The 15,668-nt window shown below is 51.3% G+C and carries 12 protein-coding genes; 3 read left to right on the top strand and 9 right to left on the bottom strand.

The features are described from left to right. Positions 1-13 precede the first annotated feature (13 nt). Positions 14-856, top strand: coding sequence for a hemopexin repeat-containing protein (locus tag ACXAFI_RS03355; protein WP_475107678.1), 843 nt, complete (start codon positions 14-16; stop codon positions 854-856). Here the strand turns inward: ACXAFI_RS03355 and ACXAFI_RS03350 are convergent. The 5 genes from ACXAFI_RS03350 to ACXAFI_RS03330 all read right to left on the bottom strand — a co-directional run bounded on the left by ACXAFI_RS03350 (position 845) and on the right by ACXAFI_RS03330 (position 6,529). Then, the gene (locus ACXAFI_RS03350) at positions 845-1,585 is read right to left on the bottom strand and encodes an SDR family NAD(P)-dependent oxidoreductase (RefSeq protein ID WP_475107677.1); all 741 of its coding nucleotides are present in this window, start codon (positions 1,583-1,585) and stop codon (positions 845-847) included. The two genes, ACXAFI_RS03355 and ACXAFI_RS03350, sit on opposite strands and share 12 nt — an antisense overlap. Before the next feature lie 32 nt (positions 1,586-1,617). After that, positions 1,618-3,645: an aminotransferase class I/II-fold pyridoxal phosphate-dependent enzyme gene (locus ACXAFI_RS03345; protein WP_475107676.1), complete on the bottom strand. Its 2,028-nt coding sequence runs from the start codon at positions 3,643-3,645 to the stop codon at positions 1,618-1,620. Between the two features lie 263 nt (positions 3,646-3,908). Next, on the bottom strand, positions 3,909-4,313 hold the full coding sequence (locus tag ACXAFI_RS03340) for an NUDIX hydrolase (RefSeq protein WP_152454655.1): 405 nt from the start codon (positions 4,311-4,313) through the stop codon (positions 3,909-3,911). A 59-nt stretch (positions 4,314-4,372) separates the two neighbouring features. Continuing rightward, positions 4,373-5,488 carry a phospholipase A gene (locus ACXAFI_RS03335; protein ID WP_475107675.1) on the bottom strand — a complete coding sequence of 372 codons (1,116 nt, stop codon included), beginning with the start codon at positions 5,486-5,488 and terminating at the stop codon, positions 4,373-4,375. Between the two features lie 315 nt (positions 5,489-5,803). Continuing rightward, a complete protein-coding gene (locus tag ACXAFI_RS03330) occupies positions 5,804-6,529 on the bottom strand; it encodes a hypothetical protein (RefSeq protein ID WP_475107674.1) in 726 nt (241 codons plus the stop codon). Positions 6,530-7,288: 759 nt separating this feature from the next. On the opposite strand from ACXAFI_RS03330, the gene ACXAFI_RS03325 reads away from it, so the two are divergent. Beyond that, positions 7,289-8,092, top strand: a complete 804-nt coding sequence (locus ACXAFI_RS03325; protein ID WP_475107673.1) for a hypothetical protein — start codon at positions 7,289-7,291, stop codon at positions 8,090-8,092. 106 nt (positions 8,093-8,198) lie between these two features. Here the strand turns inward: ACXAFI_RS03325 and ACXAFI_RS03320 are convergent, their stop codons facing one another. Genes ACXAFI_RS03320 through ACXAFI_RS03305 form a run of 4 tightly spaced genes read right to left on the bottom strand, consistent with a single transcriptional unit; the run spans position 8,199 to position 14,206 of the window. Continuing rightward, positions 8,199-9,512: a lysine N(6)-hydroxylase/L-ornithine N(5)-oxygenase family protein gene (locus tag ACXAFI_RS03320; protein ID WP_475107672.1), complete on the bottom strand. Its 1,314-nt coding sequence runs from the start codon at positions 9,510-9,512 to the stop codon at positions 8,199-8,201. 2 nt (positions 9,513-9,514) lie between these two features. Beyond that, entirely contained in the window at positions 9,515-11,329 is a 1,815-nt protein-coding gene (locus tag ACXAFI_RS03315; protein ID WP_475107671.1) for an IucA/IucC family protein, read from the bottom strand. After that, positions 11,326-12,306 carry a GNAT family N-acetyltransferase gene (locus tag ACXAFI_RS03310; protein ID WP_475107670.1) on the bottom strand — a complete coding sequence of 327 codons (981 nt, stop codon included), beginning with the start codon at positions 12,304-12,306 and terminating at the stop codon, positions 11,326-11,328. The genes ACXAFI_RS03315 and ACXAFI_RS03310 overlap by 4 nt, the downstream gene beginning before the upstream one ends. Positions 12,307-12,340: 34 nt before the next feature. After that, a complete protein-coding gene (locus ACXAFI_RS03305) occupies positions 12,341-14,206 on the bottom strand; it encodes an IucA/IucC family protein (RefSeq protein ID WP_475107669.1) in 1,866 nt (621 codons plus the stop codon). 178 nt (positions 14,207-14,384) lie between these two features. Between ACXAFI_RS03305 and ACXAFI_RS03300 the strand changes: the two genes are divergently transcribed. After that, positions 14,385-15,602 (top strand): MFS transporter, encoded by a 1,218-nt coding sequence (locus ACXAFI_RS03300; RefSeq protein WP_475107668.1) that lies wholly within the window; start codon positions 14,385-14,387, stop codon positions 15,600-15,602. The last annotated feature ends 66 nt before the right edge of the window (positions 15,603-15,668 follow it).

Here is a 15,668-nt window from a genome sequence, read left to right as displayed (position 1 = left end):
CACGCGTAAATTAATGTCGGCCAGTAATATATCCATCAATTGGTATTTCATAGGTAGCGGCCCAGTAGAAATCTATCAGAACGATCGACTTATTGATGTAGTAGACGCTAGTACACGGAGTTGGACTGACTACACAGGCGTTCAGGGCATTCTAGATTATGTACTCGTCTATAACGATACCCCAGTCGCTCTGCGTAAAAGCGCCCCGGAGATTATTGCCGGTCTTGACTGGAACGGCTCGCGTGCATACTACTTTCGTGGAGACAACCATTATGTTCGCTATAACAAAATTCTAGACAAAACCGCAAATGATTATCCACGTACAACAGATAACAGTAGTTGGTCAGGATTAGAAGATTATGCCAATCAGGTTGTCGCTGCCTTTAAAGCCAATAGTGATAAAGGTTATTTCTTCTTAAGCGATGGAGGTTACCTGCGTTACGACCTCAATGATGATCAGGTGGACTCCGGCTACCCCAAACTCGTGGATAACAATAGTTGGCCAGGTATGGCTTCCTACGCGTCAAAAATTCGTGCAGCCTTGAAGTGGTCGAATAGCAAAGTCTATTTTTTTCTGGAGGAGGGAAATTATTTGCGCTATGACTTGGAAGATGATCGGCTTGACAGTGGTCACCCAAAACCTATCAATGACAATACTTGGCCGGGGCTCGGCGCCTATGCTACGAAGATTACGGCGGCCCACCAGTGGAACACGTTTCGCGCTTATTTCTTCCTGAAAAATCAACGCTATATACGCTATTACATCACCACTGACCAGGCCAACAGCGGATATCCGCGAATAACAGACGATAACACCTGGCCAGGCTTGAGAGCCCCTGATTACCTACCAGGGTAAGCGGCTACCATCCCAAAAAAACAGGTTACCGCTATCGGCAGGGGCGAGTTGTTGCAGTACATCTACAATACGCCCGGCACTCAGTGCCGGGCTGTATAATTTGCCCGGAGCAAGGTTACTTTGGAATGGTTTCGAAAGTGCCGTATCCGTCGTTCCCGGATGGATTGCCACCACACAACTCTGTTCCAAACGGCGCCCCCATTCAATAGATAGGTTTTTTACCAGCATATTGAGCGCTGCTTTGCTGAAACGGTAGCTATACCAACCCCCTAGAGCATTGTCACCAATACTCCCCACTTTGGCTGAAAGGGATGCCCACAGCAGCGGCTGCTTTCGCAGTAACTTCCTGTCCAGAGCCTGGGCCAGGTGCAAGTGAGTCAGAAGGTTGATTCGCATGGACTGTATCAACCAATCATCCTCACATTGAGCCAGGGATTTTTCCGGGCCATGGAATGCATCGTGTAACAGCCCACAGCAATGAATCACCCAGTCGGGCGGAGAGGAAAACTCAGAGAGAAAGGTCTCAACGGATTTAACAGAGTGCTCATCAGCGAGGGAAACCGCCAGGTGCCGACGCTCCCCGGCATGCCCCGGCACCCGATCCATAGCGGCGCGACTCAAAGTTACCAGTGTAATATCGGGATAGCGTCGAACTATTTCAGCGCCTATTGCACGAGCCAAACCGCCCGAAGCCCCAGCAAGCAATACCGTCCTTGGTTGATCAAACATACCGGCCTCCATGCCGGATAGCTCATATCGTTTTATTTAGTCTTTTTAGCACCGGACTTCTTGTCTTTGACTTCTTCAATGCCTGGCACATCCTTAACCACGCGCAGCATGGGTTCATCGGAGCGGAAAATCAGACCGTGAATCTCCGTGGTATTTTGCCCCTGTAATAACTGCTGTAGGAACTGCACGATCTGTGCGGAAATTTCCTGCCCGGGAACCAGTACTGGAATACCCGGCGGGTAAGGCACTATCTCATCAGCGCTGGTGCGGCCAACCAGATTCTGCGTAGCGTTAACGCCGTTATCCATCAATGGTAGCTCTTCTGTCTCAGCAAAGTAGGCATCCGCTGGCAGACAGGTAAAGCGGGTGAATTCAGGCAAACGACGCGGTGTACCCACATGGATACGCTTATGGGTATTGCCCGCCAGCTGTTTGAGCGCGTGAATCAGACGCAGCAATTTACTCTCAGTGCTCCCCAGAGTTACCAATACCGTGATGGTATTGTAGGTGGTCTTTTCCACCTGAATACCATACTGGTCAAACAGCTTGATCTGCATTTCATTGCCCGAGTAGCCACTGCGGGAAATATCGATCGTTACCTTGGTGGGGTCCAGACGGATGTTGTCGCCAGACAGGGGCTCGGCAATCAGGTCGTCGCGAGTCAGGGCGCGGAATACGCCTGTTTCGTTCACTGCGCGACGCAGGGTTTCCACCATCTGCAGGCACTGCTTGAGGCGCCCGTAACCCTCCATTGCCATCTGCTTGCGGGCTACATCAAGACTGGCAATCATTGCATATTGCGGACTGGTGGAAGCGTGCATGTTCAGGTTTTCGCGGAAGCGGAACTCGTCAAAGTCCGGGTCCTGCACATGAATCATGCTGGCCTGGGAGAAGGCCGACAACATCTTATGGGTACTCTGGGTCACGTAGTCAGCGCCACACTCGAGCGCTGTCGGACGCAGTTCCGGGTGGAAGAAACCGTGGGCAAACCAAGCCTCATCGACCAGCACCTTAACCCCGCGCTCGTGGGCGTAATCGATGATGGGCTTCAGATCGTAACGCAGCCCGTCGTAGGTGCAGGAGGTGATAACCAATAGACGCGCATCACTGTGTTCATCCAGGGCCGCCTCAATATCAGAGCGCTTCACCGGACCATAAATGCCGAATTCTGGGTGCAACACCGACTTTAGGTAGACCGGCTCACAGCGGTTCATCACTATCGCATGGTGAACCGATTTGTGGCAGGCCTGGTCGACAATAATCTTACCGCCCCCACCGAGGATCTGTTGAATCACTACTTTGTTGGCGGTGGAGGTGCCATTGGTCAGGAAAAAGGTATGGCGCGAGCCAAATGCCTGGGCCGCGAGATCCTGTGCTTCCTGGATTACCGAGTGCGGTTCCAGCAGGCTATCCAATATCTGCACCGAAACAGACAAGTCTGTATTGAAGACGTGCTCGCCCATAAAACGGTAGAAATCCCCCACCCAGGGGCTATTGCGCAGACTATCGCCACCAGAGTGACCGGGGGTATGCCAGGCGTCACGTGCGGAGAAAACGTATTCTTTCAGGGTATCGGCAAAAGGTGTGGAGGCTCGACGGGCAATAAACGCCTGCACCAGGCGGAACATGTGGTTAAAGTTGCCTTCCCGGCGGTCAAACAACTCATCAAAACGCCTGCGCAGACTGGCCAGTGACTTAACGCCACTCTTACCCGCCAAAGGTGTGCCGCCAGCGACATCACTCTGGGCCACCAAAAAAATATTGAGCTGGGAACGAAGTGCATGTATCTGGTCGGCAAGCATATCAGCGGCCTCCAGCCCCTGAGCATCAGTGCCACCATCCACGATCATCGCTTGCAGGCGGCCTTCCTGCAGCGCCAGATTTTCAACCTCCGCAGGAACCACCGCCTCAAAAACCAGGCCGAAGGGATTCTCATGCAGAGCTGCGGTGTTGTTGAGGGCGCTAACCCAGTCTCCCGCCAATTTGCTGTCTGCGCTCACCAGCGCTACGTGGCATTCCAGCTTCTGTGCGCTGTGCTTCAGGTTGCCCAATTCAGGCATCTTCATGTCCAAACCCATATTCTTATCCACCAGCATAGCCCGCAACTTCTCGAGGGCCGCTGCTTTAATTATTCAACTGTTTGATTTTATTAACTTTTATTAAGTCCCCCGGCAATAGCGGAGAATCTGGAGTTCTTGGGTAAAAAACCAGGGGGCAAATACTAATAGAGAGAACTAGGGAATTCCGCGATGTCAGTGCTTTTGGCGAAAATCGCCAAAAGCGTGCTGACCGACCAGATCTATTGCCAAGGAAGGGGATAAAGTTAGAACTTTGCGCTGCGAACAACGCCATCGAACTCGAGACAGTCCCTGACTCTCTGCCGCTGCACCTCGGAGAGGCGCTCAAGGGGAAAATAGGCTACCTCTGAGTGCTCACTAGATAGGGTGATGTGCCTTCTATCGGTGAAGCGGGCGCGAAAAATAAAAACATGGGAGTTGTAGACCTTGTGGTAATAGACACCACTGAGATATTCGATACCCACCTCCCGGCCCAACTCCTCACGGCACTCTCGCCGCAGAGCCTCGTGGATAGTCTCTCCCGGGTCCAGGGCACCACCGGGAAGCCCCCAGCTGCGATTGGCATATGTTGCCAGCAACTGTAAGACTTCCCCCGCATCATTGGTAATCACCGCATGCGCACTGAGTCGGTAACTGTCTTCAAATCCCATCGGTCCCTTCCCTGAACCACTTCTCCCTGACCCACTTCTGACTCATCCTTTAACAGGGGCTAGAACCCCTGAGCCAGGGTGAAACCGAAGCCAAGAGTCTGCACTGACTCATCGTAGTCAATCAGGCTTTCTCCGTAACCGTTAAAGTAGCGAATATAGCCATCCACTCGGTCACCAAGGGGGAAGCCCCAGGTGAGCTCAAACGCACCGTGGTTATCTGAGCGCAAATTATTGCGCACCATAACGGCTATGGTGTGATCGCCATCCCGGTAGCGCCCACCCAGCTCAAAATGTCCCATGTAATGCTCTATATCCGGGTTGTCATCATCGTCACGATCCTCCGGGAGTCGATACCAGGGCTTGATGCCAACGGAAAAATTATCCTTCTCAAACAGGAAGTTAGCGTATACCCGGTTCCAGCTTCGGGAATAGGGTTCATTGCGGCCGTTGGACTGGTGGTTGAAGGCGATCTGGTTCGCCACATTTTGCCAGCCAAACAAACTCCAATCATTGAGCCAGGTAAGAATCAATTCCGGTTCGTGGTTGGTTTCACGAAAGGGTGATGAGTTATCGGAGTTATAGGCCTGCCAAAAACTGCGGTTGGTGTAGGCCACACTCATAAATGAGGCACTGCCGAGGAAGCCCCGCCACACAGGTACCTGCACCGACAGCTGGAATTGCACCTCGATATTATCCAGGTCTTTACCTTCACCTTCATAATCCGACAAGCCGCCCTTCTCGGGAGACGGGTTATAGGTAAATGGCAATATATAGTTGGTCTTATGGGAGGCCAGGGTAAAGGGGTTGCTGGCAGCATCGCGAATAGCTTGGGCACGGCCACCGAGCAGGACCTTATCCGTGGGCAGTTCCTCTGAGTACTCCTCCACCACCGGATCGACCTCAAAGAAATCCTCCTCCAGACCCAGCTGAGCCCTGACCCGGTCAGCACAGAGCAAGCGAATCTCCCTCAGAGTGGTCTCAGCAGAAGAAATTAACAGTTGCTCTTGCAAACACTGCTCCTGCTGTTTTTCCGGTGCTTTATCCAGCTCCTTGAGCTCTACCTCTGTCTCTTCATCGATACTGGCCAGAGCGACATTAAAGGGTAACTGTGAAGTCACAAATAAGGCGACCGCCAGCGGCATCCCCCAACGGGAATTAGATTTGATAAAAGGCAAAATGGCTCCCCCATTAGCACAATAGTGACGCAAGCTTACACTGCGGTTCTGAAAAAATCCCGCCGTATAAATTTGTCAGTACTTTCTCAAAGATCTGTTACGGGCGGTTGACTAGGATGCCCACTGGAGACTAAAAGTTCAAAACGCTGGGGACGGAAGGCATTTGGGGATAATTTTCACAAGTCGTAGAAACCCTGAAAGTTTTTCAGGATGAATGAGACGTCAATCAATATTCATTATTCACTGGACTGATAATTCAGTTGTGTTCACAAACTTCAGCCTAAGTGAACACAACCACAGAAAAGAGAAGGGATATTAAAAAAGCAGGCTGGTTAGACTGGGGGACCACTCCAGGTCTCTGAGCCGAACCTGCCACAGGCGACCAGTGCTGGAAGGCCAATCATAGCCAACCAGCAAACTACGATTATCGACATAGCAGTGCGCATCCCGCTCAGCTTCATCGCCCTGATAAATATAACCGCTAATATCCGAACCCAGGTCCTGGGTGCGCTGGCTAGCCTGGTCTCCTGCCATAATTCGTGCTGTGCGGTGACTCACCCTTGGGGACAATAATTTGCCCCGCTGAGAGGGGTCCACAATATCCGGTGAGACGACCTCTAGGCCTGCTGGGTGTTTTATCAGTGTTTTCAATAGCGGCCCCATAAAAACTCGCATCAGAGGAAACAGCAGACGGTTATCACCACCTACCCGCAATTCCTGCGGGCCATTGGGCCCACTCCAGCTTGCCTTTATTTCATCACCTAAACGGGGAGAGTGTCTCTCAGGAGAGCATAAATGATACTGGGCAGTGACTTCGTCAACCTCATCGCGCCAGCTCACTTGGCACTCACTCACCAAACCATTACTTAAGAGCGCAAAGACCTCTATGCCGAAGCCCTGATCGCCCACCAGCCTCTGACTGACCAGAGAGCGGCGCCCCTGGGCGTCAAAGCCCAACTGCCAGCTGTCCTGTACGGGCATTTCGCGTCCGTCGCAGCTGTAGTGATAACGCCCTTGTGCAAGGGTTGAGTTCAAACGCATTACAGATTTCCTCCCTGCTCACTGCATGCACTAGACCAATGGTTCAGTACCCAAAAAGTATTGCACAAGGAGTATTGGGCACACCGGCTTTGGCACTTTATTCAGCTATATATTTATAGTTTTTTTAAGAGGTTATGATCACAAATAAGGGGTTTTAAAATAGATATATCCCAACGCTATCAAAACGAAGAACTTGAGGATTTACGGAGACCACTCAGCTCTCACCTAGACCATTTCCAGAGGAAATACAGAAATAACTGATAAAAAAATCAGCCTTTGAAATAATTCGTTAATAAACTCCAAGTTAATGACAAGCTTGGAAACAGGAAAAACAATCTCAAAGGCCGAGCAGTGTTTTTAAACGATTACTTTAATTGCGATTAAAAAACACAGAAGTTAAGTCCGATATTTACCACCAGAACCTGAAAGCGATTTTTTAGCCGTCATAAACGCTTTGAAGATCAGTCAGAAATCCTGAGTTAAAAAATAATATCGCGCCAATTTTTAGCGACAAATGCCTGGACCTACCAAGCCATATTTACAAAGAAGGCTGGCTTTTCTTATTAAGAAACGGTATTAAAGAATAAATCTGATTCGACGATTCAATAAAAATGAGTAGCCGATATGCCAACCTTTGCCTACCAATCCATTAACTCTAACGCCAGTACCAATCGTGGTGTGAGTGCCTCCAATAGCCAACACTTCACTCGCGTCACCCACAATCACCAAGCTGCTCAACAAAGCCCCTGGTTTTTGGTAATGCCAACAGCCGAAAGCCTGGAACCCCACATTCCGATCTGTGGCCCAGCCCAGTTGGTTGCTCAAGCACCACAAGGTTATATGGCCAAAGGCCAACACAATAACGGTCAGTTTCTTAGCATGATTGAAGGTAAGGCGCGGCAAACCCACCAACATCTCTATCGCTCACTCAGGAAACCTTGTGACCTGCTGGTATATGGCGAAATGGATGGAGCCCATAGCGAATGGGGTTCCATGCAGCAGCACGCAGGCGATTTGGTAGGATCAAGCTCTACCGGTAAAGCCTGTAACAGCTTTAGCGTTCATGCTGCCAATACCACTCAACACCAGATTCTGGGTTCGGGCATGGGCTGGATCGCGGTAAAGACAGGTAATGTGAATGCTGTATTTGTGCATGTCCCCAACAGCATTGCCAAAAGTGAAGGACAGGCAACATTGTTCTACCAAAATATTAATAAATTTTTATTACAGCAAGGTCACGGTAGCATTGATCTCGTGATGGGAGACACCAACCAAGGCAGCAACAGCTTTACCCCATCAGTAATTAGCCGAGCAACAAACAATATATTTCGTGACGCTCACCCCGCTACTGAGGTGACGCCTTCGGACTCTTATCAACGCAGTTTTTCCGGCACCAATAGTACCGCTAGTCAAAAATATGATGTAGCTGTCTACAACACTGCAACCATCAAAATTGTTAATGTGGACTATCTATCTCAAAGCACGGTGGTCAGCATTAATGGAGCCAATAAAGCCGCTGCGGTTACTGACCATATGGGTATTTTTATTGACGTTGCCAAGTGATACTTGGGACGATGATATTCAGAGGAAGGATTGTAGAAAAATGGTTTTTCCGTGACCGGCCTCTCTGGTGGGCACCAGAAGGTCGGTCACGGTTTCCCCTATAAACTTACGCTACAGCAGCTTGCTGAGTTTGAGGGGTAATCCATTTCATAAAGTTGCTGGTTTGCTGGTTGTCATACACAGCACTGCCATGCAAGTCATTCACCACTTGCGCAGCACGCCAGGACGATAGACTCAGCTGTGGTTCAGCAATTCCATGGCTGGTACGGCCCGTGCCAAGGAAATACAAACGGCGACCACTCTCATCACCGCTGAGTTTTGCCGCAAAGGCATCATCCAGTAACAAACGACCCTCTGCATCACGGGCGATATGTTCCTGTAAGGGCGCCAGGCAAGGGGGCAAAGCCTCGCAAAGGCCGGTGCACAAAATAACGATATCGGCATTTATCCATTCGGTTCCGTCCGCCTCTCCCAGCAGGTGATTTTCCAGCTGCAACTGGTAGTCACCACGGTGAGACATATCCATCAGCTCGCGGTTAGGCATTAATGCCACTCGCTCAGCATCTTTTTCCAGGTGCACAAGGCGATAGAACAACTGGTAAAGCTCCTTAAGAGTATCCGGGGAGATACCATCGGAAGCCAGCTTTTGCTCTGCGACAACTTCTTCACGACGCTGTGGGCTCAATTGACGGAAAACATCGACATATTCCGGGGTAAACCAGTCATTGGTAAACGGTGTCTCATCCAACGGCAAGTAGTTGCTGCGGCGGGACACCCAGGTTACCTGCTGCGGACGACCCCAGTGTTTGCTCAGAAGATTAATAACCACTTCTGCACCTGTCTGACCGCCACCGACCACGGCTACACGCTTACCACTGACATCTGGATTACGCAGGGCAATTTCCAGTGCATGGAAACAGTTGTCTGAAAGGAATGGGCGGCTGCACTCTGGGATATTCGGTTTTTTACCAGCGGCTACACATAAATTCTTGGCAAGCACTTGCTCGCGGCCATTGGGTCCATGTACATCCAGCTCAAAGTATTCACCATTATCCACTACGCTTTGGACACGGCTACTCATTTGAATGGAATCCAGGCGACGCGCAGCCCAAGCCAGGTAATCGGCAAACTCACGGCGAGTTACGGTGCGCTGCTCCGCATGCAGGAAGTCATAGAAACGCTTATTTTCCACCAGGTACGCCAGAAAGCTGCAAGGGTTGGTGGGATCGACCGGTGTCACCAGATCCTTCAGATAAGAAGTCTGCATCATAGCGCCGGGCAACATTAAACCCGGGTGCCAGGAGAATTCCGCTTTAGCATCAAAAAAGCGATGGCTCAAAGATTTGTTCCGCATTAGGGCGGCAACGGCCAAATTAAAAGGACCGGCTCCGATACCGGCGAGATCTAGGATATTACTCATAATTAAGCCTCTAAAGCGGAAGCGGTTTCAGGTTGGTTTTGTTGTGACTCTTGTTCAGCGAGCCAAAGTGGATTGGTCAGGTCTCCACCGACAATGGGGACAGGACGCTCGGCACTGTCATCGTAGCCCTGGCGCAAACGCACGCGATTAATACAGACACGTTCAATATGGGGACGGAATAAATTAAATTGCTGGAAACGCTCTGTCATATCAGCGTTATCCTGTTGCGCAGATTTTTGATAGCGGCGCAAAACCTTAGCTAAAACGCCGTAGAACTCCAGCTCACCCAAACCGATCTCTGTCATCAATTGGGCAGATAAATAGCGCAGCACTGTGACAAAGTGGCCAGTGAACAGGTCGTGAATAATATAATTCGCTGGCAGCTGATCGAGGACCTGTGCCGCAGACTCTGGCAGGTCTGCACGGTCCGGGAACTCACCCTGGGCAAGGCGTAGGTCTCCCTGGAAATCCTTTAAAAGAACGCGCACCACTTTGTTATCGCGCAATACTAGTGTCAGATTTTGTGAGTGCGCCACCAGGCCTATGCCATAGCGGCTAAGCAGGTGATAAAGCGGCACCACCGTAGCGTCGAACAGGTGCGTGAGCCAGGCTTCTACAGAGAGACCGGAAGCCTCTATCAAAGCGGCAGCCACAGATTTACCGCCGGCATCTTTTTGCAGTAGCGCAGCCATTAAAAGGTGGCGCTCACCTTCTGCACACAAGCCCGCCGGACTCTGCCGCCAAGTGGCTCCCAGTAATTCACGGTAACGATAAGGCGTGCCCTCAACCGACTCTTGATGTGAGTGCGGCACATGTAGTCCGGCTATTTCCTGTAAAACCCCCGTACCGCGCGACTGCAGTTGCTCATCACGATCACAAAGTGACTGCATCCACTCGGATAATGCCGGCCCGCAGCGCATAAACTTGCCCGGAATCCCACGGTAGCAAGAAGTATTTAATACCGTTAACGGCAGCTTTACATGCAAGGCGCGCGGGCGCTCAAGGTTTGACAGAGTGCGCAGTGATACCTGAGGCAGGTAGCTATCGCCAAATTCACCGAGCAGGACCAGATCGCCGCGGAAAATTTGTTGTGCATAATGCTGGCGAATATGATGCTGCCACTGCCATGGATGTACAGGCAATGGCAAAAACTCTTGCCAGCTGACCCCTTTTTCACTACAAGTACGATCCAGCTGCTGCAGCTGTGCCTCATCCAAGCTCTCGGCTAATAGCTGTGGCCAATCCCATTGCTCGCTATTGCCACTCACGGCCAAATCCCGACGAACGGCTAACCATAAAAGCCGAACCCCCTGAGCCGCCTCCGTGCCGTAAGCATTAAATTCCTGTGCTCCCCAACCGATACGCCCTTTATTCACCATGGCCTTGGGGTGCCCATCCAGCAGGCATTGCAATTGTTCATCTGGCAATGTGGCCAGAGCCTGAGCATCCATCCCTTCGCGCTTTTGCAGTAGGACGACATCGGCAACCAGAGTATTGGCAAGTTCGTGCAATAAATTGCCCAGTGTGCTGGAAGTAGCCTCTAAATCTTCGCTAGCATCGATAAAAAACTGTGCCGCATCATCTGCAGGCAATGCCTGCCCTTCAAATTGCCGCTCGATGGTTTGCGCGTCAATCAACAGCCAGTCCCAAACTGTCAGCTGGCCCTTAAAGCTATAAATAACACCTGATTTAAGAGTCACAGAGTAACGGCCTGCACCCTCGTCCTTAGCGATAAGTGCCTGCTCGTAGCAGAGCTCCGCTAATGACTTTACCAACAGAGTCCTGTTGACCTGCTTCCAGTATTTATCCGTGCTCATACTCCCCCCATGCTCCGGAAAAATTCATCCCGCTTGCACATCACCAGTGCAGCGCGCTTGTGCGGAAAATCAAACTCTTTAATTTTTTTCCAGCCAAAGGTGCCGTTGATATACTTGAGTAAGGCGCGGTTATCTGCGCGCGGCTCTCCAACTAAAGTTTCGGTGCGCGCATCGTCCAGAAACATAAAATGACTAACACCATTGAACCAAGCCTGGGCAAAGCGCCCGCCCAAAAAACGCTGGTTGCCAACTAACATATGCGCACCCCGATCAAATGGCTGGCTGTCGTAGTAGGGTGCAATACGATCTTCGAGAGCCCAATAAATTTCAAAGTAGGCAAAGGGCTCATCGTCAAAGCAGGCAATTAACGGGTGCTTGTGGGGGTCCTGCATCACAGAGTCGATAAACTGTCTCTGTTTCTCGGCATCGCCCTCTTCCTCCCAAAAAAGCGCAACGCGTTCCTGGTTCATCCAGTCCGTAAAACGCTCCAAATCCTCCTGCGGGTCCAGATGACGCAAACTAAAATCCATTCCCAAGGAGTGGAAGTGGCGACGGTAAACCTCTCCTTTTGGCGGCTCTGCACGGAGAGGGTGACGAACCCCCTGCTCATTCACCACCCACTGCAGTGGAAACTTGCCACCATTGTTGCCCTGATACCAAAGCTCGGTCCGCTGATAAAAGCCACTGCGGGATACACGGCTTACGACAGTATCTTCTTCTGCGATATCAATAGTTTGAAGTGTCGCATTCAGCGAAAAAAACCAGTCGAACCAAAGGTCCAACTCTGCCAGTTGATTATCACCGGACAGCAGAATAAAACGCGCAGTTTCTTGTCCGGGTGTATATTCAATCTGAAAATAATTTTCGCCACTTGAATGGCAACGATATCCGCCCGCAATAGTTTGCCATGCGCGCCCATCGGGGAGCTGACCGCGCTCCCCTGAAGAAATTTCAAGCGCAGCTGTTGAGCTGGTCATAATTCTTTCCTTTCAATTTTCATCGACACAGGTTTCAGGCTTCCGCAGCTTCAGCTTCTACTGCCGTTTGCAGTGGATTCACCATGGTGTGATAGATGGAAAGCGGGTCATCGGTGGTCGTTTCATTCATACCAATCACCGCACATTGAAAATTGCCTTTTGCCCAAATTTTATCGGCGGTGAGCAAATACTCCAGACAACTGCTGTCACGTCTCTGCCCCTCATAAAGCAATTGCAGGCGTTCACGCAACTGACGTAACAACGCATGCTCAGATAATAATCCCGCAGAGGAAAGCGCACAGATCAAACCAAAGCAGCTATTAACAATCAGGTAATAAACAAACAGGCGATTGGCCATCTCTTCATCAATAACATTCTCACTGTCCTGGGCCAGATCAGGCAGGTAAGGTTTGAGCAGTTCCTCGCCCAGACGGCTATAGCCACTGCCCTGGCAGTCTCTGAAATAACCTGCCACAGGCAGAGCACCATCAAATGACAAAATCAGGTTTTGCTGGTGAGCACCAAATAAAATGCCAAAATCGGCCTGGGCGATTAGCAAAGGCTCGATCACTGCATCGAGAAAAGCGTTGAACCAACGCTTGGTAGCGGCTTCTGTGGAAATTTTTTCCTCTTCAGCAAGACGCTGCACCAACTGTGCTGCCCGACAGGGATCACCATTGGGATGATCCTGGGTCAGAGTGGCCAGCAAGCAAGTATTTTCTGCAGAGGATTCCAGGAATGGGTTTTCCCTGAACATTACCAGGCTTTCTATAATCTGCTCGCCACTGCTATCGGCAAGCATCAGATAAGCGGGTTCCGCCAATACCTGAAAGCGCGGGTAGCGGCTGGCAAACTCCTGTCCCAGTGGCGTATTGCGAACTTTTAAAACTTCGAGACCGCGCACCATTTCTTTTGGCTGCAAGGTGCGCACCGAATTTGTCAGTCGCAAGCTGAGGGAAAACTTCAGCATATAAGGGCTTTTGCCACTATAAATAGCGCGCAGTGAGGAGGTCGCCCGCCATGGCTCACGACCTTCGCCCAGCTCAATAATTTTTCCGCTCGCAACTAACTCTGCAATGCGAGGATCTTCACCAAGTTGACGCCACTGCCAGGGGTGTGCCGGGATAGCTACAAACCCCTGCGGGGCGGCCGGAGCAGCATCTGTTGCACGGACCAGTTCGGCAAACTGCGCTTCACTGATTTCCGCCCCACTGGCTCCGCGTAAATAATCCAGGTCCACCCCCAACCACACCAGGGCAAAGCTATTGCCAAATTCTGGTGCAAAACGTTCGGCATCCTCATCAGTGAATGGATCACGACTTTTAGGGGTCGGGTGAATAGAGTGGCCACACAAAAGTGCCTGCTCCGCCTCGGCAAAAGTCAGCGGCTGCGTAAATAGCTTTTCAGTATCGGTTTTGCGTGCTGCCAGCGCCTGAGCCATGTTTTTTACGCTGGCCGAAACCCGGCGGGTAAACTGCACTCTCGACTCTGTGGTAGCGCCGGGAAAAAACGCGGGCTCCTGGGCAACCAACTGTGCCGCTTCGGCTAGCTCAATAGCTTTGCTGACGCCATCCGCAGTTTTCCATACCATAGGCAAGGCGAACTGATGCCTGCCACATTCACTGCGGTAAAAAGCATTCAACCAGAGTTCGTCACCACTGGCGGGCAGAGGAATACTCACCGCTGGCACGCTGATACCTTCGGGGAGTTGCTCGCCAGTCCGCTCATGCCAGACAGCACTATCCGTTTCCCGGATTAGCGCATTGAAGAAACAGTTGGCTGACATTCTTTCCGCAGCCATATTGACCTCGGTAAGCCCGGCGGTCATAACTGGGTTTTGAGCAAAAGCATCGCCATCAATGCAGCCGGCATTAGCCGCATCGGATTGAGGATTATTCATGGTGGTGATTCTTTTTTGAGCTAAATCTAAGTGAGAATGGTTTGCATTAGCCTTATGATGCAGGTAAATTTCTCGCACTTCAAGCCCGCTGCTAGAGAAATTATCTGGCTGTGAACTCATGCACAGGAAAGGGTCGCACTTTTTTGTGCATTCTTATTTATTTGTTGTGGAGCCCCGGATGCGGAAACCCCAGAACCGCTCAAAGAATCACCAGCGTAAAATCAATATGGTGGTGGCCAGCCAGGGAGCCGCCCAGGTTGTCCTCCTGACTCAAATTCCGCTCATAGTCGAGCGCTGCGGCCTAAGCCTGGCCAGTATTGGGGGGCTTGTAGCCCTGGGAACTTTTTGCCTGATGATTGCCGGGCCACTCTGGGGGGAAATGGGTGACAGGATTGGCCGCAAGCCAGTACTACTCGCAGGCTTAACCGGTGCCCTACTGGCCCAGTGCCTTTTTGTTGCACTGCTAGTAGCCATGTCCCAGGGATATCTTGACGAAGGCAACGCTCTTATCGCACTGGCGATCAGCCGAATTATTTATGGATTAAATGCCGCGGCCATCTATCCCTGCTGCCAGGCTTGGGCCATCGACTTGGGAGAAGCGGATAAGCGCTTATCCATTCTTTCAGGCTTGAGTGCGGCAGCCAATCTGGGACGAGGTCTCGGCCCCCTGCTTGCCCTGCCGGCACTTCTGGCTGGTGCACTGTGGCCGTTGGCCTGGTTGATCCTGTTACCGTTAAGTGCCCTGCTGCTAACTGCCGGATTGCCCAAGGGAGAGAGTCATGTGCCGGAAGTACAATCCCCCGATAATTCTTCTCTCCCCTCCGGCGCTATTGCGCTTTTTGCCACCGCTCTACTGGGTACCATTAGTGTTGGTCAGCTACAGGTGGTTATGGGCCCTGCTCTTCAGGATCTTTACGGTCTCAGCGCTATGGGGGCTTCGTCGACCACCGCCGTATTGTTGGCTGCGGTGGCGATTTGTGGGTTCCTGGTTCAAGTGGGGTTGGTGCGAAAGCTCAAAGCGCCACAAATGAGTTTTATGCTAGGAGTGACCTCCCTGTGCACGGGCACCATATTGCTAGCTAGTACCTTGGGTAGCCTGTTCGCCGCTGCCGGACTACTGATCTTTGTGGTGGGGGTCGCTTTTTTGGTGCCGGGCTACAGCGCGCTTTTAAGCCAATCGCAACAGCGTGGCGGCAGGCTGTTTGGGCTGCTGTCACTGATGCATACCGGTGGCTACACCATCGGCTTTGCTGTCGGTGGCTGGCTGTATGAGAGAGAACCACAGCAACCCTTACTTGGATTGCTGATCAGCGTCTCCTTAATCGCGCTTTTTGCCGTAGTCGCCAGCTTGATCGGCAAGAGGAAAAAACTGCAGCAGGCGCAATACGATTGTTAAATCTGTATCTAATGGATCGAGAGGAGGGGTGGCTAGATGTCCCCCCAAAACTTACCAAAATTTACT

Source organism: Microbulbifer sp. ABH2_005 (assembly GCF_056160005.1).
Note: the sequence above shows the minus strand (reverse complement) of the source record. Positions and strands in the feature narration are given on the sequence as shown.

What these genes read in the sequence shown, in the direction of transcription:
- ACXAFI_RS03355 (WP_475107678.1), top strand. Translation starts at nt 14, where the DNA reads ATGTCGGCCAGTAATATATCCATCAATTGGTATTTCATAGGTAGCGGC.
- ACXAFI_RS03350 (WP_475107677.1), bottom strand. Translation starts at nt 1,585, where the DNA reads ATGTTTGATCAACCAAGGACGGTATTGCTTGCTGGGGCTTCGGGCGGT.
- ACXAFI_RS03345 (WP_475107676.1), bottom strand. Translation starts at nt 3,645, where the DNA reads ATGCCTGAATTGGGCAACCTGAAGCACAGCGCACAGAAGCTGGAATGC.
- ACXAFI_RS03340 (WP_152454655.1), bottom strand. Translation starts at nt 4,313, where the DNA reads ATGGGATTTGAAGACAGTTACCGACTCAGTGCGCATGCGGTGATTACC.
- ACXAFI_RS03330 (WP_475107674.1), bottom strand. Translation starts at nt 6,529, where the DNA reads ATGCGTTTGAACTCAACCCTTGCACAAGGGCGTTATCACTACAGCTGC.
- ACXAFI_RS03325 (WP_475107673.1), top strand. Translation starts at nt 7,289, where the DNA reads ATGCCAACAGCCGAAAGCCTGGAACCCCACATTCCGATCTGTGGCCCA.
- ACXAFI_RS03320 (WP_475107672.1), bottom strand. Translation starts at nt 9,512, where the DNA reads ATGAGTAATATCCTAGATCTCGCCGGTATCGGAGCCGGTCCTTTTAAT.
- ACXAFI_RS03315 (WP_475107671.1), bottom strand. Translation starts at nt 11,329, where the DNA reads ATGAGCACGGATAAATACTGGAAGCAGGTCAACAGGACTCTGTTGGTA.
- ACXAFI_RS03310 (WP_475107670.1), bottom strand. Translation starts at nt 12,306, where the DNA reads ATGACCAGCTCAACAGCTGCGCTTGAAATTTCTTCAGGGGAGCGCGGT.
- ACXAFI_RS03305 (WP_475107669.1), bottom strand. Translation starts at nt 14,206, where the DNA reads ATGAATAATCCTCAATCCGATGCGGCTAATGCCGGCTGCATTGATGGC.
- ACXAFI_RS03300 (WP_475107668.1), top strand. Translation starts at nt 14,385, where the DNA reads ATGCGGAAACCCCAGAACCGCTCAAAGAATCACCAGCGTAAAATCAAT.